We start from the raw sequence: 25,894 nt of genomic DNA, 5'->3' as shown, positions 1-25,894 counted from the left end.
GTTGTTGCTTGAAGACTTTCGTCTTCATTTTATTCCATTAATTCTTTTCAGAATTAACAGGGCAGTTTCGCTCGTTGTTCAGTTTTCAAAGAACAATCTTTTCTTTCTTTAGGCTTCCGCACTTCATTTGCTCAAGTGTGAAAGTCTTTCGTGTCAACCGCTTGTCTCAGCGGCGACTTTTATAATATATCACAGCCACCCAAGTTAATGCAAGTACTTTTTTAAAATCTTTTTTATTTCTTTTTTCAAGCCGTTTTCCTCGCGCTTGGGGCGAACATTAATGTAGCATATTCACCACAAGCTCGTCAACCTCCATCCCCATATTCGCATAATTCTGAAGATATGACTAACAATAGCCCCTGCTATCCAGCCACCCATTGCAGCCCGGCCAGCATCATTACACCAGGAACGCCTAATACAACTGTTGCACCGATCGTAAACGGACTAAGTGGAATATGCATGCCTGGCACAAGCTCCATTTCATTTACGATATATAATAGTCCTGCCGCAAGAATAAGATGGAGAGCAAAGCCCCGCAGCCACCCCCATGAGATTCTATTTTTCAACAACACCCATGCCAGCAATAACGACGATCCAATCAACATGCACAGCCATACCATTTTCATGGAGCCACCTCTTCCACCCATTGCGGCCAAGGACCGCTTATTTTTTTGGCTTTCATCAATAACATGGCATATCTTTTCTCCGCCGTTATAATGGCATGAATCGCATAATCCACTTGCTCGTGTCCCAGAGCATACTCAAAGTACCTTCTGGCGCTTTCCCATTCCCTCAACGCTTCTTTGATTTCATCCCGCAGCTTCCGCTTACGCATGATGTCTTCCTCATCCAATAGTAATCTTTGAATCATGCCCTCACCCCGTATTCCATTCGTATCGGTTTCTTTTTATGTGTATAGGCCTGTACCACAGATTAGAACCCGCAAAAAGAAAACGGACTACAGCGTTTCAAAAACGTATAATGGCATAGCAAAAAAACCGCCACGAAACCAATTGAATGATTTCGTAACGGTTTTTTGTTTTAGCTAAGCTCTCGTCTTCCCTCCAAAGCTTTGGAAAGAGTGACCTCGTCGGCATATTCCAAATCGCCGCCTACTGGCAAGCCGTGGGCAATCCGCGTCACTTTCAAGCCGAAAGGCTTAACTAGACGGGACAAATACATAGCAGTCGCTTCGCCTTCAATATTAGGGTTTGTTGCAAGAATAAGTTCCTGCACTCGTTCGTCGCTTAGTCTTTTCAAAAGCTCAGCGATTCGGATTTCTTCAGGACCAATTCCCTCCATAGGAGAGATAGCGCCTTGAAGAACATGATAGTATCCGTCGAATTCCCTCGTACGCTCCATCGCCACCAAGTCTCTTGATTCCTGCACGACGCAAATGATGGAACCGTCCCGCGTTTTGTCCTGACAAATCCGGCAAGGGTCGGTATCCGTAATATTGCAGCATACGGAGCAATAAAATAAATTCCGCTTTACACTGACCAGCGCTTTGGCAAAATCGATCACATCGTCTTCTTTCATCCGCAGCACATGGAAAGCCAGCCTCGCAGCCGTCTTAGGCCCAATGCCGGGAAGGCGGGTAAACGCATCTATCAGCTTGGCTATCGGTTCCGGGTAATGCAAAAAAGGTACAGCTCCTTTCAAACTGCATAAGCAGCTTTGGTCCGCCTCTTAAAATAGACCCGGGATTTTCATGCCGCCTGTAAATTTGCCCATATCCTGATTGGCCAGATCGTCTGCTTTTGTAAGTGCATCATTGACCGCAGTCATAACCAGATCTTGAAGCATTTCGATGTCATCCGGATCTACTGCTTCAGGTTTGATCGTAATGTTTAGAAGCTTTTTGTGCCCGTTAATGGTAACGTTAACGACTCCGCCGCCCGCAGTGCCATCAACCGTTTTGGTCTCAAGCTCTTCCTGCGCTTTCAGCATTTGTTCCTGCATCTTCTTCACTTGCTTCATCATTTGGTTCATATTGTTCATGTTCATTCACCTCATCAATGGTATTGGTTTATTAGCTATTCTCTTTAACGACTACAAGTTCTTCACCAAAAAGCTTCACCGCTTCCTCCACCCAAACGGGACGAGCGGCCCCCGCGGATGACTCCTCGCCTTGCAGCTCCAGCTCAAGCGTCTCGCCAGGTTTGTCACCGGCTCCATCGACGGCAGTCTGCCAGTCTTTCAGCATAACCGTAACGAGCTGATGAGGAGAGCCCAGCACATCCTGAATCACACGTTCGATGATCTCCCGATGATTAGGCTTTTCGGTTGTTTCCCGGTGAATTTCATTTTTGAAGGCGAGCAGCAGCCGGTCGCCATCTACGGAAACAAGCTCCCCGTCCTTCAGCCAAGCATGGAGAGTTACTTTGGCATCCTTCACCCGCTGAAGCACTTCGGCCCATTTGTTGCGAGCCTTGGCCGTCTCCTGCGAAATAACGGAAGCTATATAAGCATCCAGCTTAACCTTTGTCCGGGCAAGGCCTCCCCCGCCGCCGAACGAATTTCTTACCGCTCCACGCGGAGCGGCTCCCGCATTGCGCGAATTTCCGCTTTGCGCTTCTCCCGGCAAGGAAGCTGCCACTCCATTTTTCAGAAGCTGCTCAAGCTTCCTTTCCAATGCCTCTACTTGACCTCTCAGTCTAGAGACTTCTTGCGAAGATGAGGCGCCGGCAGAATCGCTAGCCGACGTTTGCCCCGTTTCCTCTCCCGAAGTGCAAAGCTTCATCAGCGCGACCTCGAACAAGGTTTGGGGCTGGGAAGCATGCTTCAGCTCCACCTGGTATCGATTTAATATATCGATCATTGCAAATAAACGGCCTGGGGTGTAGGATTCCGCCATAGTTTGAAAACGATCGCGATCCACCATTCTCTCCGTTACCGCACCAGAGGGAGCAAGTTTAAGCACAAGCAAATCGCGGAAATAATAAATAAGATTTTCCAAGCATTTATCCGCGCTTTTGCCTGCTAGCATCAGCCCTTCAACAAGAGGCATCAAAGCCGAGACATCACGAGCCTGCACCGCTTCCGCCAGCTGATAAAACTGTTCCGAAGCCATTCCGCCCGTAACGTCTACCGCCGCATCAAGCGTAATTCGATTATCTCCGAAAGCGGAAACTTGTTCAAGCAGGCTAATGGCATCCCGCATCCCGCCTTCCGACAAACGGGCTATATAAGCAAGGGCGTCTTCATCGGCGCTAATGCCCTCTTCCGAACAAATCTGTCTCAGCCTAGCCGTTTGCTCCTCCAAGGACACTTGGCGAAAATCGAAACGTTGACATCTGGACACGATCGTTGCGGGAAGCTTGTGCGGTTCGGTCGTCGCCAAAATAAAAATAACATGACCCGGCGGCTCTTCAAGCGTCTTGAGCAAAGCATTGAACGCTTCGGTCGTGAGCATGTGCACTTCATCAATAATGTACACTTTGAAGCGTACTTCAGAAGGCGCATATCTTACTTTGTCGCGAATGTCCCTAATCTCGTCAATGCCGCGGTTGGACGCCGCGTCTATTTCAATCACGTCCATAATATGTCCGGCCGTTATCCCTTCGCAAGCGGCGCATTCGTTGCACGGTTCTATAGAGGGACCGCGCTCGCAGTTGACCGCCTTGGCGAGTACTTTGGCCGTCGTCGTCTTCCCCGTGCCTCTTGGACCGTTGAATAAATAAGCATGGGAAACTCTGCTTTCGCGAATGGCGTTCTGAAGCGTTTGGATAATATGCTGTTGACCGACCATATCCTGAAACGTCTGTGGACGCCAGGCACGATACAAGGCTATATGTGACATGCGACCATTCCCTTTCAGCTTGCATTGTTTAATTGTCTAACAGCCATTTCTCATTTCACTATTATACTACAATGACGGGACAAGCAAAATGTTTTAAAAAGAGACAAGCAAAAAAGCCCCGCACAACCGCCTTCGTTCAAACTTGTTGGCTTGAACGGGCTGTTATTGCAGGACTTTTGTTGTACGGGCCATCATCGCCCATTGCTCTTTTACTTAGAACCGTGCACCTATCCCTGATACATGCGACCCAAGCGGCACTCTTGCTACACAGCTCGAGCCAGGCACTCCCCCGGCACATGAACTAACTTACTTACGGCTGCTTCCTTCCGGACCTGACCGGGTTCACAAGCGTCCATTGCGGAGGACCCAGCTGTCAACACTGCTTGCAAGCGCCAAACCTCACATCGGCATAACCTCAGATAGGAATTCAACCTCGCTACAGCGGATTGCGAGTTACAGGGCACCGCTACCTCCCCATCTAGCACGGCATAGACAAGTATAGTACATTACTAAGCAAAGCGCAACCTAAGATGTTTTTCGCACATCGGGGATTGCGGAAAATCGTCTTGGTGTTTTCGCATATCGGAGCATACATCCCCATAATGTTCTTTCCCATATCATCTCAGCCTGATTCAAGCCGCGGGTGAGCCAACGAGCCAAGCGAGCTACCTGTTCGCTTTTACACGAACCTGATAGCTGGGGAGGTTAGCCTGCACGGCATTCTGCACATCCGTCCGGAGCTGATTCGCTTGAACGGCGGTGATGCCCGGGTCCAGCTTCAAAGTAACGGTCACCTCGTTGCCATGAAAGCCGACGCTTGCTTTTTTAACCCCTTTGATCGGCTTCAGCACTTGCTGAATCAATTCCATATCCTTGGCGTACAACGTTCCGCTGCGGCCGAGCAAATTGGGATTGCTGTTGGAATACCCCATATATCCATCATTTTTGTACGACTGCATCTTATGGTCGGATCCGCTCGCGCAGCCGCCAAGCAGAAGCGCCGAAACGGATGCGCCAACCCAAAGCAGTCGCCAAAACCTTTTCCCTTTTCGGATTCCTTTAAAATAAGCCATAAAAAAACCTCCCTTATAACCATAGGATGGCTGAGGGAGGTTCTTGTATTCTGCCAAATAAAGGCCGAATGTACATATAAAATTAAATGCCGTATTTCTTCTTGAAACGGTCGACGCGGCCGCCGGCATCCAGGAACTTCTGCTTGCCCGTAAAGAACGGGTGACATGCGGAACAAATCTCTACTTTAAGGGTCGACTTGATCGAACCTGTTTCGAATTGGTTGCCGCAAGCGCAAGTTGCTGTAACGACGTGGTATGTCGGATGAATACCTTGTTTCATCTCGTTCACCTCTTTCTGCCCTGAACCTCATGCGGGTCCAGAGTTAAAATGCACATAACGTGATTATAGCACGATTACCCTATGCTGTGCAATGTCCCTGTCCAAAAATGCGGACATGAAGGTTGCAGCATCCTTCTGCGGTTATCGCTTAATGGAAGCCGGAGGAACATGGGTATAAGATCCGATGACAACATCAGGAAGCTCTTCGCGGAATATTTCCAACATTTGCTTCATGCCGTAAATTTCGCCCTGCGCTTTCGGAATTAGCGACAAATAGCTCTCAGGATCGATATTCAAATTTCTCATTTGAATAAGTTTGAGGCCCGTTCGTTTGGCAAAGCCGATCATCGCTTCGATTTCTTCCTCGCGGTCTGTAACCCCAGGGAATATCAAATAGTTGATAGAGGTATAAACCCCTTTGTCCGTTGCGTACTTCAAGGATCGTTCCACATTTTGCAGCGTATAGCCGCGTGGCTTGTAATAAGCGTTGTAATGCTCATCGATCGCGCTGATCGTGCTGACCCTCATCAAATCGAGACCTGAATCGACGATTGCGCGCATAAAGTCCGTCAAGCCGGCATTGGTGTTAATGTTGATGTAGCCAAGCGACGTTTGCGCTCTTACCCGGTTGATCGCCTCTACAATAATTTTCACTTGTGTAGAGGGCTCCCCTTCACAGCCTTGGCCAAAGCTAATGATGGACTCCGGCGTCTTAAGCTGCTCCAGCATTATGTCGACTACCTCGTCTACCGTCGGCTTAAAGTTCATACGGGTTTGAGGTGCGACGAAGCCGCTTTCCTCCGGCTGCTCGGAAATACAGCCAAAACAGCCCGCATTGCAGGAGTACGATACCGGAACGGCTCCTTCCCATCTACTTAGAAAAGTATTGGAAGCCGTTAGGCATTCATAACCCAAAGCGCAATTCGACAAATGTTTGTACAGTCGGTTTTCCGGATATTTGTTCAGCAATCTTTCCACTTGAACATTTAATTCGCCGCGATCGCAATTAAGCGGGTCCCAACGCTCGGGATCGTCGCATTGCTCCGCTGTCACGTAAAAACCGCCGTCCTTCCAAACCACGGCTGTATAGCCAAACAAAGGCAGCTTTTCGTTTTTGTCGGATTTTACGTAGCCGGGCAAACATAAACGAGTATAGCCTTGCGGCAAAAGAGCGCCTACTGCTTGTGCGCCGTTTTGAAGCGCCTGCATTTCGCCCGTTTTCGGATCAAGTCCGATCGGACGGGTAAAAGGAAGACTGACGAGCGTTGCTCCGGCAGGCAGAGGAATAAGCTCATCTTCCATTATATCTACAATCATATCGCCGCTGCGGCCGAGTCCGATGTAGTCGGGGTGGTCGAACACGTTGCCATGTTCGTCCGCATATACGAGATTCATGATGTACTCCTTTCAGGCGGGACTACGAGCTGTGTGTAGAGCGGGTTACCGGTCTCCGTCCGCTAGAAGGGGACGACCCGCTTTTTACCATAGGACGCTCCGTCTTGACGCCATCTTGAGAAGTGTCCAGCGACATTAAAAACTGCTCGTTGTTTTCCGATTCTTTCAGCTTCTTTAGGAAGTTGTCTACAAAATCCGGGGTATCGGTCATGCTGCGGCGAATGGCCCAAACTTTATCCAGTTCTTCTTTTGAAAGCAGCATTTCTTCGCGACGGGTTCCCGATCTGCGCATATCGAGCGCAGGGAAAATACGGCGTTCCGCCAGCTTCCGGTCAAGGTGAAGCTCCATGTTGCCCGTCCCTTTAAATTCTTCATAAATGATATCATCCATACGTGATCCCGTTTCGATCAGCGCCGTCGCCAAAATCGTCAGGCTGCCGCCCTCTTCCACGTTGCGCGCCGATCCGAAAAACCGTTTCGGACGGTGAAACGCCGCAGGATCGATACCGCCGCTAAGCGTCCGTCCAGACGGAGGAATGACTAAGTTGTATGCTCTTGCCAAACGAGTAATACTGTCGAGCAAAATGACAACGTCTTTTTTGTGCTCGACAAGTCTAAGCGCTCTTTCCAGCACAAGTTCAGCCACTTTGATATGATTTTCCGGCAGCTCGTCAAAAGTGGACGCTACAACTTCCCCTTTGACCGAACGCTGCATATCCGTAACTTCCTCCGGACGCTCGTCGATCAACAGCACAAACAATTCAATATCCGGCCGGTTTTCCGATATGCTGTTGGCGATTTCTTTCAGCAAAAGAGTTTTGCCCGCTTTGGGAGGAGCGACGATCAGCCCCCTTTGACCAAGGCCAACGGGTGCAAGCAAGTCCATCATACGTGTGGATAACTTCGACTGCGAGGTTTCTAGCACTAGCTTCTTCTCGGGATATAGAGGAGTAAGGGCAGGAAAATGAAGTCGTTCCGAAGCCGTTTCCGGATTTTCACCATTGACTGCGTTTACTTGCAGCAAGCCGAAATAACGTTCGTTTTCTTTGGGAGGACGGCATTTGCCCGATACGAGATCGCCGTTTCTTAGGTCAAACCTGCGAATTTGCGATGCGGAAATGTAAATATCCTCTTTGCTCGGCAAATAGTTGATAGGACGTAGGAAGCCAAAACCTTCTTGTAAAATATCAAGAACGCCTTCCATAAACATAAGGCCGCTCTTTTCTGCTTGCGCGCGAAGGATAGCAAAGATGAGCTCCTTCTTTTTTAGCTGCCCGTAATACGCGATCTGGTATTGCTTCGCAAGCTTGTAAAGCTCCGTCAGCTTCATTTCTTCCAAATCTGCGATTTGAAGATCCGACATAATCTCACCACTCTACTCAAAATATAAAAAAATATAGACTGATTAATCAGCCTGTCCAATAATTCCCGGATCTATTCGAGAGGCGAGAGGAAGAGCCGCTTAGGACTCCGTCTCTCTCCAAATTTCCGCTCCGAGCCTCGTTAAGTTCTCAACTAGATGGTCGTATCCTCGATCGATATATTCTACGCCGGTAATTTCCGTTACTTCATTCTCTACCGTAAGAGCAGCTACAACAAGCGCCGCGCCTGCTCGTAGATCGGCCGCTGTCACTTTAGCCGCTTTCAGCTTGTTTCCTTCGATAACGGCGGAGCGTCCCTCTACCCGGATATTTGCGCCCATGCGAGCCAGTTCGGGTACATGCTTGAAACGTGTGCCATATACATAGTCGGATAAAATGCTGACACCTTTCGCTTGAGTCAAAAGGGTCGTCATCGGCGATTGCAAATCGGTGGGAAAGCCAGGATAAACAAGTGCTTTTACATCAATGGCGGAGTATTCCGGAGCGCCGACAATTCGAATCGACTCGTCCATCTCCTCGACGCCAACGCCCATCTCTTCCAGTTTGGCAGTCATAGCTTCCAAATGTTTGGGAATAACGTTGTCGATAAGTACATCGCCACGGGTAGCCGCAGCCATAATCATATAAGTGCCTGCTTGAATTCGATCAGGGATAATGGAATGGCGGCAGCCGTGAAGCTTGTCGACCCCTTCGATGCGGATCGTTTCGGTACCTGCGCCTTTGATGGTTGCGCCCATCGCGTTAAGGAGAGTAGCTACATCTATAATTTCAGGCTCTTTTGCCGCGTTTTCGATAATGGTAGAGCCTTTGGCCCGCGAGGCCGCCAGCATAATGTTAATTGTTGCCCCAACGCTTGCGACGTCCAAATAAATTTTGGCGCCACGCAGTTCCTTTGCGGAGATGTGGATGGAGCCGTGGTCATTGGTTACAGTTGCGCCTAACGCCTCAAACCCTTTAATGTGCTGGTCGATAGGACGGGGCTCAAAGTTGCAGCCGCCGGGCAATCCAATCGTCGCTTCACCGAAGCGGCCGAGCATGGCGCCCATCAAATAATAAGAAGCTCTCAAAAGCTTTACTTTGCCGTTAGGCATTGGTTTTGCTATTAGATTGGAGGGATCGATGCGCATCGTATCGCCACTGCGAGAAACTTCCGCGCCAAGATCCTGCAAAATTTCACTATAAACCGCTACATCGCTAATGAGCGGCAAATTATCAAGAATAACTTCGGATTCCGCCAATATTGCAGCAGGAACTAGAGCGACCGCGCTGTTTTTTGCACCGCTGATCTGTACCGTCCCGCGAAGCGGCCTTCCGCCGCGAATCATTAATTTCTCCATGAAATGATTAGTCCTCCCGTTAGCCCAAAAGAAAACAAAGGAAAAACCGCCGGAGCGGCAGGCTTCGGCCACACGGCTTCAGCCCGCTGCCCTGATCAGGCGGTTTGTCTCCCTTGATCCTTTTACTTACGCTTGGTTATTGCTTCCGAACAAGCGAATTTTTTCTTGAATTACAGCCTTCATCGCGGAGCGAGCTGGCGTCAAATATTTACGCGGATCGAATACTTCAGCGTTCGAACCCAAAACTTCACGGATTGTTGCTGTGAATGCAACTTGGTTCTCCGTATTTACATTGATTTTGCCAACGCCCGCTTGGATCGACAGACGAATTGCTTCGTCAGGCACACCGGAACCGCCGTGAAGAACGACTGGCACTGGAATCGCGTCAGCTACTTTTTGAATAATATCGTAATGGATTTTAGGCTCGCCCTTGTACATACCGTGAGCTGTACCTACAGCAATAGCCAAGCAGTCTACGCCCGTCTCTTCGTAGAAACGGATAGCTTCCTCAGCATTAGCAAGTTTCGCGTCAGCTTCATCAACACTCAGGTCATCCTCTACGCCGCCGATTGTACCCAGTTCGCCCTCTACGGAAACGCCCATAGCACGAGCTGCTTTTACCACTTCTTTAGTCAGGGCGATGTTCTCTTCCAGACCGTAGTGGGAACCGTCGAACATAACGGACGAGAAGCCCGCGCGGATACATTTCATAGCTACTTCAAAGCTGCTTCCGTGGTCGAGGTGAAGAGCGATCGGAAGACCGGACTTCTTAGCTGCGGCTTCAGCCATTGCAACTGTAAACTCGATACCCATATATTTTAGAGCGCCTTCGCTGACTCCATAAATAAATGGCGAATTTTCCTCCATAGCAGCCTCTACAGTCGCTTGCGCGAACTCAAGGTTGTTCATGTTGAATTGACCTACTGCGAATTTGTTTGCTTTTGCTTTTGGCAAAAACTCATTCATAGACACGAGTGGCATAGTTCTGTTCCTCCTAAAGTTAGCTTTCTGTCTCAAGCCCGTTCCGACTTGTCATTCTGAGCTATTATACCATATTGCGCGGACAAATAGTAAAGCTTGTTTTAACCTTGGTGCAAACAGTTCCTTCCATTTTCATTCCTTAACCCGCACGTCCACATTTCAAAATGAAGGGAAAGGAACAAAAAACGGTCGAAACACCCTTTTCAAATCCTCATACAAAAGGGCACCGCCACTGATTATCAGCAACGATGCCGCCTCTTCTTTTCATTATGAGCTGACTGCGAGACGTTCGGAAGAACCTCCGCTTTGCAGCTGGCGATTCACTTCGATCCGCATTTCGTCGATGTCGAAAGGTTTCGTAAAATGCATAAGCGCACCTAAATCCGTCGCCTCTTTGATCATATCCAGCTCGCCGTAAGCCGTCATCATGATCACCTTAATTGAGGAGTCGATCGCTTTAATGTGCTTCAATATTTCAAGTCCGTCCATGCCCGGAATCTTCATATCGAGTAAGACCAGGTCCGGAGCTTCGTGCTTCACGATCTCAAGGGCGATTTTGCCGTTAGCGGCTTGGAACGTATTATAGCCCTCGCTGCTGAACACTTCCAGGAGCAGCACTCGGATTCCATTCTGATCGTCAACAATTAATACCTTCTTCTTCTCCAACCTACATCTACCCCCCAAAGACTAAACTTCGAATAAAAAACGATGGACAACTTTCCGGCATTTTTTATATATATTCGTTAGGTCTAGGGATTTTCCTTCTAATCCATACAAAAACTTACTGGAATGCTAGGAAATTTAACATTAAATTTCAAATGAAGAAGAAAATTAACGCTGGGAGTAGGCAAGCGACGCTTGAACAAATCCTTTAAACAACGGTTGCGGACGGTTCGGTCTGGATGTGAACTCCGGATGGAATTGCACCGCCAAGAACCATGGATGATCCGGCAGCTCGACCATTTCAACAAGGCGTCCGTCGGGCGAAGTTCCCGAGATGCGAAGGCCAGCGGACTCAATGGTCTCTCTATATTCATTGTTAAATTCATAACGGTGGCGATGACGCTCGTATACGAGCTCGTCTCCATATTCGCGTGCAGCGAGTGTATCTTCTACGATTTTGCAAGGGTATAGGCCAAGACGCATCGTTCCGCCCAAATCTTCGATATCCTTCTGATCCGGAAGCAAATCGATAACCGGGTAAGGAGTCGAAGAATTGATTTCGGAACTGTTGGCGCCAGCAAGTCCCGTTACGTTGCGGGCAAACTCGATAACCGCTACCTGCATGCCGAGGCAAATGCCGAAGAACGGAATCTTTTGCTCGCGCGCATAACGAATTGCATTAATTTTGCCTTCAATCCCGCGATCTCCAAAGCCCCCTGGCACCAAAATGCCGTGAATGCCTTGCAGCTTTTCTCCTACGTTTTCCTGTGTCAGCGCCTCAGCGTCCACCCAGCGGATTTTCACTTCCGAGTCTGCGGAGATGCCTGCATGACCAAGCGATTCCACGATACTGAGATAAGCGTCGTGAAGAGCGACATATTTGCCGACAATGGCGATTTCCGTCGTTTTCTTCAACGATTTGACGCGGGCCACAAGGCTTTCCCATTCCGCCATGTCCGGTTGATTTGTCGTCAGCTTCAAATGGTTCACTACGATTTCGTCAAGCCCTTGCTCTCTTAACATGAGAGGCACTTCGTACAAGGTCGATGCGTCGATGCATTCTACGACAGCATTTGCATCGATGTCGCAGAATAAGCCGATTTTCCGTTTCAAATCCTCAGCAAGCGGATACTCCGTACGGCAAACGATCACATTTGGCTGGATGCCGATGCTGCGAAGCTCTTTGACGCTGTGCTGAGTCGGCTTCGTTTTTACTTCGCCGGCAGCTTTAATATAAGGAATGAGAGTAACGTGAATATACATCACGTTGTCGCGGCCGATGTCGCTTTTGATTTGGCGAATAGCTTCAAGGAAAGGCAAGCTTTCGATATCGCCAACCGTGCCGCCGATTTCCGTAATGACAACGTCGGACCCTGCTTCTCTGCCCGCACGGAAAACGCGCTCTTTAATTTCGTTCGTGATATGAGGGATAACTTGAACCGTTCCGCCCAAATAATCGCCGCGGCGCTCTTTTGTAATGACGTTGGAATAAATTTTTCCTGTCGTTACGTTGTTGTTTTTAGACAAGTTGATATCGATGAAACGCTCATAATGGCCAAGGTCGAGATCCGTTTCTGCGCCGTCGTCAGTTACGAATACTTCGCCATGCTGATAAGGGCTCATCGTTCCTGGATCGACGTTGATGTACGGATCGAACTTTTGAATCGTTACTTTAAGACCCCTGTTTTTTAGCAATCTGCCGAGAGAAGCCGCTGTAATGCCCTTGCCCAAAGATGATACTACGCCGCCGGTTACGAATATATATTTGGTCACTGTGATGATACCCTCCATGCTCCTATGTTTAATATTTTAGTTTGCCCCTTTGGAAGGCGGTTTAAAAAGCCCGCAACACTTAAAATAGCGATTTTTTTAAATAGCTCCCTAAGGTGATAAACCTGAAAACTTGTCCCTTCAAACAAAAAAAGTGACACCCGTAGCAACGGGGGCACTTTTCTTTTCTGCATATCATATGCGTTATTTGTTAACCCAATCTTAAAGCCCATGCAATAGTTTACTCCGCCCTTATAGGACATGTCAAGCGAAACTAGCTTCCAGAAGGGACTACTTTTCCTCTTCGTCTTCTTCGTCGCTGAAAGCCTCTTCTCCGTCTTCCTCTTCCAGCTCTTCGTCCTCGTCTTCAAGGTCTTCATCCTCGATGTCGACTTCCTCGTCCACTTCGCCTTCTTCTTCCGATTCCTCGAAGTCTTCGTGGTCTTCGTCGTAGGAGTCGAAGTCCTCTTCTTCCGCCGCGTAGCTGTCATCTTCCTCTTCCGTGTACAGGTCTTCGTCGTCCAAATCGTCGTCGTCGTTAATAATACGAGTACGCTTCGCATTGCCTACCGGATCTTCAGAACGCTCTACCGGGTACCAGCGCTTAAGTCCCCACATATTGCTTCCGACGCAGGCAAAACGCCCGTCGATGTTGATCTCTGTATAAACCTGTGCAATAAACTGATTAATGCCGTCTGCGGAAAGACCGCGTATCTTAGCGATCTCAAGCATTAGATCGCGATAATAATAAGGCGTATTAGCCGCTTTCAGCACCTCGAACGCCAAATCGACCATAGGCATTTCCTTTACGCGTTCAGGATCCAGCTTAAGTGTGAAATTGCTGCCGCTCATATGGACACATCCTCTCTTGCCAATTAATTATGTACTCATTCATTAGTTAATTACACGCTAGTCACAGTATAGTAAAACCTATTTTATTGAAAAAAGCAAGCAGGCCGAAGCGGAAGCAAAAAAGCGAAGGGAAGCTCCCTTCGCTTTGACTGTATCCATCCGATAAAGCCGCAGGCGGCTATTCCGGAGATGCAAGAGCGCAACGGCTCTTCATTTATCCTATGTCCTTCAGCAAATTTTGACACGGTATTCGGCCTATTTCTCGCAAAAAAGGCAAGTTGCTCATGCGGCGCGACGAGCGGGTTCATACAATAGTGCAGCATCGTCCTTCGGGAGGGGGAGCACAAAGTGGATACCGCAGCATTAGTACGCTGGCTACAGCATGCATTGGAAAAATCCGATTCTGATACAGCCAAAAGAATTATCCGATTCCAAAGCGGTTCCCAATATCGGAGCTTTCTGCGCAAATTGTCGGAGCTCGCCACGCCGGAATCGAAACTTAAATCGATAAAGCCTTTGCCCATTATCCGAGGTATTTCCTGTAGGCTGCCCGACGATACGACCATCTCTGAGCCGTTTTTGAAAAAGATTTGGATGGAAAAAGATTGCAAAATAAGCGTCAATCCCTCCAAACTAAAAACGCAATCGCTGGAGAATGGCATTCCATGGGGCGTGCAGCAAATAAAAGCGCCTTACGCTTGGAGCTTCACCACCGGACACCGCGTCAAAATCGGGGTCATCGATACGGGAGTCGACTTCGGCCATCCCGATCTTCACCATTCTCTTTTAAGAGGCATCAACCTTTTGAACCGCAGCAAAATGCCCTTTGACGACAACGGTCACGGCACTCATATCGCGGGCACCATAGCGGCAGCCAATCAAATGCAGGGCATGATCGGAGTCGCCCCGCGGGCCATTATCGCTCCGGTTAAAGCTTTCGACCACAACGGAAGCGCGTTCGTCTCCGATATTATTCTCGGCATCGAATGGTGCGTACGCAACAGAATGGACATCATCAACATGAGCTTCGGAATGAAAACCCGAAGCAAAGCTCTTCTTGGCGCCGTCACCAACGCTTTTAACGCCGGGGTTATTATCGTGGCTTCATCCGGCAACGACGGCCGGCTCCGTTCTGTCGATTACCCGGCCCGCTATCCTCAAACGATCTCCGTCGGCGCAACCAACAAATTGCGCAAGGTCGCCCCGTTCAGCAACCGCGGAGCTTATATCGACATTTACGCTCCAGGCGACAAGATCACCTCCGCTTGGCTTAGGGGCAATTATAACGAAATGAGCGGCACCTCTATGGCCACTTCCCATGTCAGCGGCGCCATCGCTCTCCTGTTGTCCCTTCGTCCCGGACTGACCCCAAGCGATATTAAAGCTATTTTAAAGCGGTCCATGCAACCGCTCCGTTACAGCAAATCCAAACGCAGCGCCGGCGAGCTCGACATTGTCCGCATGCTGCAGGCCGCAGAGAAATTCTAAACGTTAAATTCGACATAACGAACCGATGCGGAGCTATAAAAAAAGGAAAGGCCGTTTCCCCAAGGGGCAACGGCCTTTATTGTCGCAAATTACATTTTCTCCGGTGCAGAGACGCCAACGAGGCGCAGCACATTGGCAATCGTCAGACGGAGAGCGGCAAGCAGCGCCAGCCTCGCCTGAGTTTGGTCGGCGTCTTCGGTAATGACCCGCTCTGCGCGATAGTAGCTGTGGAATTCAGACGCCAGCTCGTACACGTAGCGAATTAGGCGATGCGGAGCAAACTGCGCCGCCGCTTCCTCGATTTCCTTCGGCAGCTCCCCAATTTTGCGAAGCAAATCGTATTCCGCTTCCGTATTCAGCTTCTGAAGCTGTACTCCGCTGAAATCGGCAGTCGCTATACCTTGCTCTTCCGCTTGTCTAAAAATGCTGCAAATACGGGCGTGGGCATATTGAACATAAAAGACCGGATTTTCATTGGACGTCGAAATGGCAAGATCCATATCAAAGTCCAGATGGGAATCCATGCTTCTCATTGTGAAGAAATAGCGGATCGCATCCACTCCCACTTCATCCATCAAGTCTTCCATTGTGACCGCTTTGCCCGTCCGCTTGGACATTTTCATCTTTTCGCCGTTTTGGAACAGGCTGACCATTTGCGCAATGAGAACCGTCAGCTTGCCTGGATCGTTGCCAAGCGCAGCCATTGCCGCTTTGACACGAGGGATATACCCGTGATGGTCCGCTCCCCAAATGTTGATCATACGGTCGAAACCTCTGCTGTATTTATCGCGGTGGTAGGCAATGTCCGGCGTTAAATAAGTGTAGGAGCCGTCATTTTTCACAAGCACACGGTTTTTGTCGTCGCCAAAAGGAACCGTGGCCAGCCAGGTCGCGCCTTCTTCCTCATAAACATGCCCGGACGCTTTAAGCGCATCCAGCCCTTGCTCCACTTGGCCGCTTTCATAAAGCGCGGTTTCGCTGTACCACACATCAAAGCCGACACGGAAACGGCCAAGATCCCGCTTAATTTTATCGAGCTCCTTCTCGAGGCCGAAGCTGCGGAAAAAGGCAGACCGCTCTTGATCGGGCAAGCCAAGCAGCTTGTCGCCTTCCGCTTCCGCAAGTCCTTTGCCGAAGCCGATAATGTCTTCCCCGTAATAACCGTCCTCCGGCATTACGGCCTCTTGACCCAAAGCCTGACGATATCGGGCTTCAAGCGACAAAGCGAGGTTTTCCACTTGTTTGCCGGCATCGTTAATGTAATACTCGCGCGTCACTTCGTATCCCGCGAAGTCCAGCAAGTTGCAGAGCGCATCGCCAACGGCCGCTCCTCTTGCATGTCCTAGATGAAGGCTGCCCGTCGGGTTGGCGCTTACGAACTCCACCTGAACGCGCTCTCCGCTTCCTGCGGAAATGCGGCCATATTTGTCGCCCGCCTCAAGCACCTGCGAAATAACAGGATAAAGATAGCTTTTGTCCATACGGAAATTGATAAAGCCCGGACCCGCGATTTCGGCCGATTGAATGGAGGCTCCTTTTTGATCGAGATGCTCAATAATCGCTTCCGCAATTTGGCGCGGATTTTTTTTGGCCAGCTTGGTCAGCTGCATAGCCGCGTTGGTGGCGAGGTCGCCATGCGACTTATCCTTTGGCACCTCCAGCACAAACACCGGAAGTTCCTCTCTCGACGCCAATCCCGCCGCAACAGCGGCATCCGCGATAGCGCCTTTCACTTGCTCGTATAAATGGTCCAACACATTTCCATTGTTGCTCATTATTCATGATCCTCCTGTATATGGAGACGGATGTGGAACCGCCCCGACATTTGCTCACTCACGTATAAATCGTATCTCCACTCCAGCGTAAAAGGCGGAGCGGTAGGCAGCATCTCTCCTCGGTCGCCGCTTGCCTTTGCGTTCAATACTAGCGACGATGTCCGCGTTTCCAAATCAAACAAAGCGACATCGTTGCGATAGACGCCCCTTCTGCTCTGGCCCGCCGTAAACGTCTGTTCCGACTGAACGGCTCCGCTGCGTTTGATAAAAAGCTCTCCCGGCGTATAGCGAACGAGCGCTTTCGTCCCGCCTTCTTCTTCATAACGGATATAGACCGACTTCTCCTTGCGGAACCATTCTCCCTTGTACTTATGCGTTGCTTTTTCACCGTTCTGCTTGCTTTCCAAAATGATAATTGCCTTGCCGTTGCTTACCATAATTCGCTCCCGCTTATGTTTCATTTCATATGTTACTACTATATACAGGAAGCCTCTCAATTTCAACGCCGGGATTCACAGGATTGCCTGGGGAGGCCCGCTTTTTATTCCGTAAAAGGGACGATGACGCTCCAAGCGCGAATTCGGTCCTCTAAAGAACGCATCTGTTTTGTCGGAATGGGACTGGTGGAGGGAAGCTTAAGAAGCGTTACCGTCTGGAGCGCCGGATGCCCGCCAAAAGCTTTTCGAAACGTATCGTACGCTTTGCTTCCATTAAACGCAATACAGCGTATACCGGGGTGACGCTCCAATAAAGATGGGATATCGTTAGGCACTTCTTCTTTGATTTTGGCATCTAAGCTGCCCTCTCGCTCGCATGAAGCGATAACGTCCCAAAGGGCAAGCCGATTGCGCTTTATAAAAGCGATCCGATTGTCATACACGGGGTCGGGCGCAGCATATTGCTCCCGGTCGCTTCCGCGTTCTTGAAAAAGTCCGTAGATGACCCGCCAAAAATAGTTTTGCGGATGGCCGTAAAACTGGCCGTGCTCCAGCGATTTGACGCTTGGCGCCGTACCCGCGATCAGCACACGCGCACGCTCGTCAACGACGGGTGGAAACGAATAAATACGCGACATATAGGCCGCCCCCTTTCTATTTCCATTATGTCCCCTATTGCGTCTATCATGCCAGTGGCTTCCTGGCGAAAATACAAGAGAACTGAAAAAAGCTCTCGCGGTCGAGAGCCTTTTTTGTACTGCTAATCCGCCACTTCCCGATCCCGGCAAGCCGATAAAAACGGTTCCGGCTGATCCACATAAATATATATTCTCGTCACAGCCCGTCTCCTGCCGTAAACGGGAGCGACCTCACGCTCGCCGCGCAAGCGGATTAACACATTCGGGTCAGGCGAAAAGGAAATAAAGGAACGCCCTCTCTCCTCTTTCGTTAGTTTCACTCCTTCTCCATTCACCCGTTCAACGCTTTCGATTTCATCCCAACAAATCCAAGCGGACAGTTGAAGACCAAATTGCGCCCGCAAGCCATCCTCTCCTACAAGAACAGGGTTAAGGCGCATCGCCCTGTAGTCGGCCACCATCATAAAGATGGCGTAAGCGTTGCCCGCCGTCAAAATCCATGCCGCCAAATGCGACCATTGCATAAGCAAAATATGAAAGATTGCACCCTCAATAATAAGCAGCTTGGCAAAAAGAAGAACGACGATCAAGCGCCCTGATTGTTCATGCATATAAAAAGCACTATAACCTGAAGGCTCGTATGGCTTCTTCCTCCAAGAAAACAGCGCATAATAATAGATGGACAACTCATGCAAAAGGAGCGACGAGCCGATGCCTCTCCCAAAAACCCCAGTCAGCCCTCCGCTCAGCCACTCCAAAGCAGAGCTTCCTGCGGAATGCTGCCTTTTGCTTTCGCGTACAGCCATAGTCAGTTTGATGATTCCGTACGTAATAAACGACAGTTCTACCGGGATGAGAACGTATTTGATCCAAGCGAGCGTCTCCTCGCCCGATTGCGGTACAAGAAACGTCAACACCGCAAATCCGAGCAGAAGCAGCGGCGGCAATATCATAACCGACTTGTTCCCTTTACGGACAATAAACAAATATACAAGGAGCGGCACTACGATCATCAGGTCAAAAGCAACACCGAAAACGAGAGGTTTTTCGTTGCCCTCAAACAGCGCGGAGCGGATCAGCGCAGCATCGACTGCACCGATGACCGCACAAACGACGAGTGTGAAATAAAAGCTGCGTTTATTAGTTGTTGCAGTCATTCCATTCCCCTCCATTGTTGTTTCGATACCCTCACTATAGAACATTTTTCCATATCATGATATTGAAATGGCCTTGTTTCCTCCGCTCAACGAACCAATTTTGCTTTTTTAGACACAAAAAAAGAGCCCGGTCGGCCGATGGCCGTACCTGACTCTTTAAAACGGGAGCGAATACCGCTCCGCATATGTTATTTCACAAGGTCTTCCACAAACTTCGGAAGAATAAACGCCGCTTTGTGCAGGCGAGGAGAATAATATTTCGTATCCAGTTCAGTGATGGACGACTCGTCCACTTGAAGCGGATCATGCTTCTTACTGCCCATTGTAAACGTCCAAAGACCGGACGGGTACGTTGGAATATTCGCACCGTACACGCGAACGATTGGGAACACTTCTTTTACGTCGCGGTTAACGCTTTGAATCAGATCGGCTTTGAACCAAGGGTTGTCCGTTTGGGCAACAAAAATGCCGTCTTCCTTAAGCGCCTCGTAGATGCCTTGGTAGAAGCCGCGCGTAAACAGGTTTGCCGCAGGACCTACAGGCTCGGTGGAGTCGACCATAATGACGTCGTACGTATTTTTGTGATCATGGATATGCATGAAGCCGTCGTTGACCAACACTTCAACGCGTGGATTGTCAAGCTCGCCCGCAATGGTCGGCAAATACTTTTTGGAGTATTCGATAACTTTGCCGTCGATATCGACGAGCACCGCTTTTTTAACTTTTGGGTGCTTCATGACTTCGCGAATAACGCCGCCGTCGCCGCCGCCGACTACAAGCACGTTTTCCGGATTCGGGTGGGTAAACAGAACAGGGTGAGCAACCATTTCATGATAAACGAACTCGTCCTTCACAGTCGTCATAACCATGCCGTCCAGAACCAGCATTGTGCCGAATTCTTCCGTCTCGATCATATCCAGCTGTTGAAATTCCGTTTGTTCGTGAACGTAGCTTTTCGTAATCTTCGCCGTAATGCCGAAGCTTTCGGTTTGTTTCTCCGTGTACCATAATTCCATGTCGATATATCCCTTCTTTCCCTCAGTGGTTCAACCTGTATTATAGTATTTCAAGACAAAAATGCAACCTTTTGCGGAACATTCGGCCTAAAATATTGCACAGATGCTTTCGGCACCTGACGAATCGCGCTTATTAAGCGCTCGCTGACGCCTGGAAAGGCGTCTTTTTGGATCTTGCCAGACCAAAAAGAAGGACGACCGCTACCAGCGTAAAGGCAGCGCAAGCCATATATACATTCCGGTAGCCAAACGCGTCCGCGATCACTCCAAACAGCACGAATCCAAGCATGGACCCCACTTTGTTTGAATTGGAGTACAGGTTGGTCGCCGTACCCGGCATGTCCGGCAAAAAGTCTTGAAAATACGTAATGGCGATGCCCGATGTAATGGAAATATAAGCGGCGCTCAAAATTTGCACCACAAAGATATGCCACGGCTCGCCGGCAAAATAAAGCGTTGAGAAGTACACAAAGGAGATAAGAACGCCAAGCCGGATGAGCTTGTCGCTTTTGATCCGGGTAGCCAAGTAACCGAAGCCCAGCATAAACGGCACTTCAAAAATAGGCGGAATGCTGAAAATAAGGCCGATATCCTCTTTGCTACCCCCAAGAACTTTGGTGACATATTGCGCCATATTCATGGAGTTAAGTGTATTGGCGGTTGAAATAAAAGTAAAAGCAACGAGATTTATAAAAATATAGGGCTGGAACACAATTTGACGCAGCGGCAAATTAGCTTGAGGAGACTTAGGTCCCGCAGCCTCCAGCTTGCGGTGAAGAAACAAGAGAGCAATAATCGCCACTATGGCGTTGCAAGTAGCCGCTACGATAAACAGCCCCGTAAACCCCATGTAAAGCAGCACATAGGCTGCAATCGCCGGACCGACCGTCCACGACAAAGCAAAGATGGTACGCAATATGTTCATATATAAAGGAAGCTGCTTTGGCGGCAAATCCGAACGGGTCAAAATTTCCCTGCCAATGGCGAACACTTGCGAAAAGGTAGACGAGGCAATGCCTAAAAAGATGGATGAAAACGCAAGCAGTACATAATAGTTGCGGGAATACGCGAATCCGATATAGCCGACCACTCCTGCAAGCGCACATAAAATCAAAATAAATTTGCGGTCATGCACTTTGTCGGACAGTTTAGCTATCCATGTGCTAAGTACGATGCCCGCAAGCGACGACACCATCATAAAAAGGCCAAATGTCGTATTGCTCATCCCCACTTCGTCGATGCCGAACAAGGAATTGAAGGGCATTACAAACGCAAAGGAAATGCCCAAAAAAATGTTGACGAGCATAATGATCGGAAACCCTTGAATGCTCATCGCTGTTTTCACGTGCTGTTTCATTGATGCTGATAAAGTCCCCATCTCCACCACTCCATCATGTCTTTTTCTGTCGAATAATTGCTTTAATCATCGTCCCATAAACAATTTCAAAGATCAATAGATTAAAGCGTTTAAAGTTTATAATTAATTAGGAAATACGTGTTGTACGACAAGCGCATGAATAGTGCATCCTTCTTTTTTCCATACTAAGGAAAAGCAATGTTTTTATGCGGAAGGAGCCAGCAGCATGAAACGGTTTTTGAAATCAAACTCCTCACGGCAGGGCAAGCCCTCTCTCCGTTTTCGGTTTCCTCTGCTGTCGGAGAGGCTGCTTCCTTTTCTATTGAAGATGAAAAAATGGCTGCGGCGTCTCGCCTTGGCGGGCATAGTCGCGCTCGTTGCGATAGCCGGGCTTTACATCTATTTGCGGGCACAGTCGCTGCCGTTCTCCACGATAAGCCAAACTTCTCAAATGGTTGATATGGACGGCAACGTCATCGACACATTCCATGCGGGAGAAAACCGCCGTTCGGTGGCGCTGGAGGAAATGTCCCATTACGTTATCGACGCTACGCTTGCGATAGAAGACCGCCGCTTTTACGATCATGGCGGCTTTGATCTAAAAGGGATGGCGCGCGCGGTCGTCGTCAATGTGCAGAGCATGTCCGCCAAGCAAGGAGCCAGCACGCTGACACAGCAGCTTGCGCGCAACTTGTATCTCACTCATGAGCGGACGTGGCAGCGCAAATTTAAAGAAGCCATGTATACGGCACAGCTGGAGATGAAGTATTCAAAAGAAGACATTTTGGGCATGTATTTGAACCAAATTTATTATGGACACGGCTCATATGGAATCGAAGCGGCGGCGATGATGTATTTCGGCAAACACGCATCCGGCCTGTCGCTTGCGGAAAGCAGCATGCTTGCGGGCATCCCGAAGGGACCCAAATATTATTCCCCTTATTTAAATATGAAAAATGCTAAAGACAGGCAATATCTCATTTTGGAGGCAATGAAAGAGGGCGGGTCCATAACGGAGGAGCAAGCGGCTGCCGCCTATGCGGAGTTGCTGCAATTTCAACCTGCCGGCTCGGGCCAGCAAGAGGGCTTCGCCCCGTATTTCCGCGACTATATCCGGCATGTAGCTGTGGAGAAGCTTGGCATCGATGAAGCGCTGCTGAACAAAGGCGGCATTACGATTTATACGACGCTGGATCAGAAAGCGCAAGCTGCCGCAGAGGAAGCCATCCGCAAGGCGATCCCGGAAACTTCGGAGGAGCAGGCCGCGCTAATCGCCATTGACCCCCGAAGCGGGCATATTAAAGCGATGGTCGGCGGAAGGAATTATAAGGACAACCAATATAACCGCGTGTTTGCCAGTACCCGTCAGCCGGGCTCATCCTTTAAGCCTTTTCTTTATTTGACGGCGCTGCAAAGCGGCTTTATGTCGCCCGTTTCCCGGTTCAAAAGCGAGCCGACCGTATTCAACTACGACGAAGGGCGCAAAACGTATGAACCGCATAATTACGGCGACAAGTATGCAAACGATTATATCGACATGCGGACGGCGATCAGCGGATCGGACAACATTTATGCCGTCAACACGATTATGACGGTCGGAGCGGATAAGGTCATTGAAACGGCGCGCAAAATGGGCATCCGCAGTTCTATGAAGCCTATGCCTTCGCTTGCGCTTGGAACGTTTCCCGTCAGCCCCTTCGAAATGGCCTCCGCTTATGGAGCTTTCGCCAATAGAGGAATTCGAGTGGAGCCCGTTGCCATTCTACGGATCGAGGATCGCAGAGGAAATGTGTTGTACGAGGCTAAGGAGCAAGCGGAACAAGTCATCACTTCAGCAGAAGCTTATGTCATGACGAGCCTGCTCGAAAGCGTATTTGATGAAGGCGGCACCGCGCACCGGGTTGCCGCTATGTTGAAACGGCCCGTCGCCGGCAAAACAGGGACGACTTCTACGGATGCATGGCTGGTCGGGTATACGCCGGAGTTGGCAGCTGCCGTGTGGGTCGGCTACGACAAAAACCGTATGCTTACCGTTGCGGAAGCGCGCCGCGCGGCGCCGATCTTCGCCGCTTTTGTGGAAGAAACGCTTTCGGCGGTGCCGCCCAAATATTTCGCGGTGCCGGATGGCGTTGTGAATGTCTATATCGATCCGGCCTCCGGCAGGCTGGCGGCCGCCACTTGCCCCGGCAGGCGGCTGGAGTCGTTCCTCGTCGGATCGGAGCCTACAGAGGTATGCGGCTCTGCACGCGACGCGGACGGAGCTTCAAGCGGCGGCGGCACAGGCACGGACAACAACAGCAAAACCGACAAGCAACGCTCTTGGTGGCAAGATTTGAAGCGTTGGTGGACCGATTAGCTTTAGTTTTTTAAGGAAGACCTGCCAAGATGAGAATCTAAGCAGGTTTTCCTTATTTGCATTCGTTCCCGCTCAGTAGACTCAATGAGTCCAAACGGATGCCCAAAAATAATTTTTTGTCTATTTTATGTTCAAAAAGTGAATTTTCTTTGAACAAACGACATAATATGTGGTATAGTATGGTTAAGAAAGCACTTACATTTCGATTGGGAGTGTTCAATATGACTACAAAATCAGTAACGATAAGCCATTTAGGGCCAACTAAATCCGACGTAAAGCGTCTTGTAAACGTAATGACCATCATCGCTTGGGGAGTACTCGCCATCGGCTTTGTTCTCTGCCTTGTCAACCTTAGCCACTTCAGCGACAAAAACATCGGCCTCATGGTCGGAATCGGTTTCCTTATCGGCAGCGTCCATATCTACGTGATCGGCACAGCCATCGGTCTTGTTCATGCAAGATTGAATAACAATTCTTCGTCCTCTTCCGATTCAAGCGGACAAGAATAATTTGCGATACCCTACCAATTATTAATCTAAAAGCCCTCCGGGTTCCGAAAGGAACCCGGAGGGCTTTGTTTGTTGCGATTATCCAATACAAGTGTGCCAGAATTCCGTTCAAATAAGGCAGCACATCGAAAGGTACGATCTCCTCCAAAAAGCAACTGAGAACCTCCTTCCCTCTTCAATCGTCCAAACTACCGCCCTTTGTCCATCAAACTTTCGATCCCTTTCTCTACTCCCACTGCCCCCTCATTATTTTTGAGTACTTTAGGCCTGATGTAACCATCTATGAATTGCAACACGTGTCGTATATCGTCAATTGTTATATGGTTTGTGTCAATATAAGGATGGAGTTGCTTTAGCCCTTCATGATTTTCTTCAAGGAATTATTTTGAAATAATAATAAAAATGATCAGGAAGAGGGATATGAACGGTCGAGATATTTTCTATACTTAAAAGGTCTAACCAAAGCGAAATCCCAACCGCATCGCGGGCGGTTATGAGAGCGCTTTCCTAATTAAAGGAGGGTATCATGATGTCCAATAGAATAGGCAACAAAATGTTATTTATATTGGTAATGGCAGCTTTACTCCTTAGTTTATTCCCACCCGCGCTCGCCAAGAAAGCTGCCGCTCAAAGCTATAAGATAAAGTACGTGACAGAATGGACTAACGGCGAGATTGTGACTAATTACGACAGGGAATATCCTGACAATTCGGGTGGCACCTTGAAGGCAATTACGATCTCCCTCGGCCCCGGGATCTCGTTGCCTCCCGGAGCCTACTTGGAGTATCGCATATATGCCCAAAGAGAAGGATGGTATCCGTGGGTAGCGGGGGGACAACGAGCGCACTCCGTTGTGCCCATGCATGCGATAACAGCCATTGAAATGAGACTGATCAATGCTCCTAACATACAGGTCCGTTACTTGACTGATATTGAATGGGGATCGGGATATAAACAGGATGGGGAAACTGCCGGCAGAATACCATCAACTGGCTATGATGGATATAGTATTGAAGTGTTTATTGCGGATATTAACGTTCTACCCACAGTAGCCGCACTCTTCAATCCGCAAAGCGGCAAAGCGCTCGATGTCCAAGGAGCTGGAACGGCAGACGGCGCGAGATTGATAATCTGGGATTTCTTCAATTTCAGCAACCAAAGATGGCGGCTCCAATATGTAGACCACAATGGTTACTATAAGCTGATCGATTCAAACAGCAATAAGGCTATCGATGTTTATGGGGTGTCTACTGCCAATGGAGCTATTATCCATATATGGACACCTTACAATACAGACTCTCAGCTATGGAAGCCTGTTAACCTTAATGATGGCACCTATAAATTCATCAACAAGTTAAGCGGCAAAGCGCTGGACGTCAAAAACGGGGGCACCGCTAATTTAACGCCTGTACATCTGTGGGAGGACAATGGCTCGGGCGCGCAAAAGTGGAGGCTCATTCCGGTTTAACATGTTTTGAAATGAACGCGGCTTCCCTCTTTTTCCGGTGGCCGCTTTTTTAAACTGTTTTTTCACTACCTGGCATATGAGTGCTGTTCCATCAAACTTACGGGATGCTTCCCCACCCGCTATTCACGGTTATTTATCAGGAATTATTTTGAATTAAT

At 49.1% G+C, this 25,894-nt stretch carries 24 protein-coding genes and 1 other RNA gene; 4 read left to right on the top strand and 21 right to left on the bottom strand.

All coding sequences use genetic code 11. From position 1 onward, the window contains the following. Positions 1 to 362: 362 nt before the first annotated feature. From ACFQZE_RS21110 to rpoE, 15 genes are all read right to left on the bottom strand, one after another. Entirely contained in the window at positions 363 to 626 is a 264-nt protein-coding gene (locus ACFQZE_RS21110; protein ID WP_379360755.1) for a pro-sigmaK processing inhibitor BofA family protein, read from the bottom strand. Next, positions 623 to 871 carry a DUF2508 domain-containing protein gene (locus ACFQZE_RS21105; RefSeq protein WP_379360753.1) on the bottom strand — a complete coding sequence of 83 codons (249 nt, stop codon included), beginning with the start codon at positions 869 to 871 and terminating at the stop codon, positions 623 to 625. The genes ACFQZE_RS21110 and ACFQZE_RS21105 overlap by 4 nt, the downstream gene beginning before the upstream one ends. Before the next feature lie 170 nt (positions 872 to 1,041). Next, positions 1,042 to 1,641, bottom strand: coding sequence for a recombination mediator RecR (gene recR, locus ACFQZE_RS21100; RefSeq protein ID WP_379360751.1), 600 nt, complete (start codon positions 1,639 to 1,641; stop codon positions 1,042 to 1,044). Between the two features lie 48 nt (positions 1,642 to 1,689). Then, on the bottom strand, positions 1,690 to 2,001 hold the full coding sequence (locus ACFQZE_RS21095; protein WP_379360749.1) for a YbaB/EbfC family nucleoid-associated protein: 312 nt from the start codon (positions 1,999 to 2,001) through the stop codon (positions 1,690 to 1,692). Positions 2,002 to 2,032: 31 nt separating this feature from the next. After that, positions 2,033 to 3,802 (bottom strand): DNA polymerase III subunit gamma/tau, encoded by a 1,770-nt coding sequence (gene dnaX, locus ACFQZE_RS21090; RefSeq protein ID WP_379360747.1) that lies wholly within the window; start codon positions 3,800 to 3,802, stop codon positions 2,033 to 2,035. 219 nt (positions 3,803 to 4,021) lie between these two features. Further along, positions 4,022 to 4,289: signal recognition particle sRNA large type (gene ffs / locus ACFQZE_RS21085), an RNA gene on the bottom strand. A gap of 178 nt (positions 4,290 to 4,467) precedes the next feature. Then, positions 4,468 to 4,875, bottom strand: coding sequence for a YhcN/YlaJ family sporulation lipoprotein (locus ACFQZE_RS21080; protein ID WP_379360745.1), 408 nt, complete (start codon positions 4,873 to 4,875; stop codon positions 4,468 to 4,470). Positions 4,876 to 4,957: 82 nt separating this feature from the next. Beyond that, the gene (gene rpmE, locus ACFQZE_RS21075; RefSeq protein ID WP_379360743.1) at positions 4,958 to 5,155 is read right to left on the bottom strand and encodes a 50S ribosomal protein L31; all 198 of its coding nucleotides are present in this window, start codon (positions 5,153 to 5,155) and stop codon (positions 4,958 to 4,960) included. A gap of 141 nt (positions 5,156 to 5,296) precedes the next feature. Further along, a complete protein-coding gene (locus tag ACFQZE_RS21070; RefSeq protein ID WP_379360741.1) occupies positions 5,297 to 6,550 on the bottom strand; it encodes a radical SAM family protein in 1,254 nt (417 codons plus the stop codon). Between the two features lie 22 nt (positions 6,551 to 6,572). After that, positions 6,573 to 7,913, bottom strand: a complete 1,341-nt coding sequence (rho, locus tag ACFQZE_RS21065) for a transcription termination factor Rho (RefSeq protein ID WP_379360739.1) — start codon at positions 7,911 to 7,913, stop codon at positions 6,573 to 6,575. A gap of 99 nt (positions 7,914 to 8,012) precedes the next feature. Next, positions 8,013 to 9,269, bottom strand: a complete 1,257-nt coding sequence (locus tag ACFQZE_RS21060) for a UDP-N-acetylglucosamine 1-carboxyvinyltransferase (RefSeq protein WP_379360737.1) — start codon at positions 9,267 to 9,269, stop codon at positions 8,013 to 8,015. A gap of 126 nt (positions 9,270 to 9,395) precedes the next feature. Further along, positions 9,396 to 10,250: a class II fructose-1,6-bisphosphate aldolase gene (gene fba / locus ACFQZE_RS21055; protein WP_379360735.1), complete on the bottom strand. Its 855-nt coding sequence runs from the start codon at positions 10,248 to 10,250 to the stop codon at positions 9,396 to 9,398. Positions 10,251 to 10,517: 267 nt separating this feature from the next. Then, positions 10,518 to 10,916: a response regulator gene (locus ACFQZE_RS21050; protein WP_379360733.1), complete on the bottom strand. Its 399-nt coding sequence runs from the start codon at positions 10,914 to 10,916 to the stop codon at positions 10,518 to 10,520. Between the two features lie 165 nt (positions 10,917 to 11,081). Beyond that, positions 11,082 to 12,686 carry a CTP synthase gene (locus ACFQZE_RS21045; RefSeq protein ID WP_379360731.1) on the bottom strand — a complete coding sequence of 535 codons (1,605 nt, stop codon included), beginning with the start codon at positions 12,684 to 12,686 and terminating at the stop codon, positions 11,082 to 11,084. 288 nt (positions 12,687 to 12,974) lie between these two features. Further along, the gene (gene rpoE / locus ACFQZE_RS21040) at positions 12,975 to 13,535 is read right to left on the bottom strand and encodes a DNA-directed RNA polymerase subunit delta (RefSeq protein WP_379360730.1); all 561 of its coding nucleotides are present in this window, start codon (positions 13,533 to 13,535) and stop codon (positions 12,975 to 12,977) included. Between the two features lie 348 nt (positions 13,536 to 13,883). Here rpoE and ACFQZE_RS21035 point away from each other — a divergent pair, with 348 nt between their 5' ends. Then, on the top strand, positions 13,884 to 15,023 hold the full coding sequence (locus ACFQZE_RS21035) for a S8 family peptidase (RefSeq protein WP_379360729.1): 1,140 nt from the start codon (positions 13,884 to 13,886) through the stop codon (positions 15,021 to 15,023). 89 nt (positions 15,024 to 15,112) lie between these two features. On the opposite strand, the gene argS is transcribed toward ACFQZE_RS21035, so the two are convergent. The 6 genes from argS to ACFQZE_RS21005 form a co-directional block, all read right to left on the bottom strand. Further along, on the bottom strand, positions 15,113 to 16,798 hold the full coding sequence (gene argS / locus ACFQZE_RS21030; protein ID WP_379360727.1) for an arginine--tRNA ligase: 1,686 nt from the start codon (positions 16,796 to 16,798) through the stop codon (positions 15,113 to 15,115). Then, entirely contained in the window at positions 16,798 to 17,259 is a 462-nt protein-coding gene (locus ACFQZE_RS21025) for a YwiB family protein (protein ID WP_379360725.1), read from the bottom strand. Before ACFQZE_RS21025 ends, argS begins: the two co-directional genes overlap by 1 nt. A gap of 80 nt (positions 17,260 to 17,339) precedes the next feature. Then, entirely contained in the window at positions 17,340 to 17,873 is a 534-nt protein-coding gene (locus tag ACFQZE_RS21020; protein ID WP_379360723.1) for a DNA-deoxyinosine glycosylase, read from the bottom strand. Between the two features lie 122 nt (positions 17,874 to 17,995). Continuing rightward, a complete protein-coding gene (locus tag ACFQZE_RS21015; protein ID WP_379360721.1) occupies positions 17,996 to 19,030 on the bottom strand; it encodes a hypothetical protein in 1,035 nt (344 codons plus the stop codon). 188 nt (positions 19,031 to 19,218) lie between these two features. Next, complete coding sequence (gene speE, locus ACFQZE_RS21010; protein ID WP_379360719.1) at positions 19,219 to 20,046, bottom strand: polyamine aminopropyltransferase; 828 nt, start codon at positions 20,044 to 20,046, stop codon at positions 19,219 to 19,221. A gap of 133 nt (positions 20,047 to 20,179) precedes the next feature. Then, positions 20,180 to 21,424, bottom strand: a complete 1,245-nt coding sequence (locus ACFQZE_RS21005) for a sugar efflux transporter (protein WP_379360717.1) — start codon at positions 21,422 to 21,424, stop codon at positions 20,180 to 20,182. 205 nt (positions 21,425 to 21,629) lie between these two features. On the opposite strand from ACFQZE_RS21005, the gene ACFQZE_RS21000 reads away from it, so the two are divergent. The 3 genes from ACFQZE_RS21000 (at position 21,630) to ACFQZE_RS20990 (ending at position 25,736) form a co-directional block, all read left to right on the top strand. Continuing rightward, positions 21,630 to 23,759 (top strand): transglycosylase domain-containing protein, encoded by a 2,130-nt coding sequence (locus tag ACFQZE_RS21000; protein WP_379360715.1) that lies wholly within the window; start codon positions 21,630 to 21,632, stop codon positions 23,757 to 23,759. Between the two features lie 221 nt (positions 23,760 to 23,980). Beyond that, positions 23,981 to 24,268: a hypothetical protein gene (locus ACFQZE_RS20995; protein WP_379360713.1), complete on the top strand. Its 288-nt coding sequence runs from the start codon at positions 23,981 to 23,983 to the stop codon at positions 24,266 to 24,268. Positions 24,269 to 24,794: 526 nt separating this feature from the next. Beyond that, positions 24,795 to 25,736, top strand: coding sequence for an RICIN domain-containing protein (locus tag ACFQZE_RS20990; protein WP_379360711.1), 942 nt, complete (start codon positions 24,795 to 24,797; stop codon positions 25,734 to 25,736). The last annotated feature ends 158 nt before the right edge of the window (positions 25,737 to 25,894 follow it).

Origin of the sequence: Paenibacillus sp. GCM10027627, assembly GCF_042675505.1 — a bacterium.
Classification (GTDB): Bacteria; Bacillota; Bacilli; order Paenibacillales; family Paenibacillaceae; genus Pristimantibacillus.
Note: the sequence above shows the minus strand (reverse complement) of the source record. Positions and strands in the feature narration are given on the sequence as shown.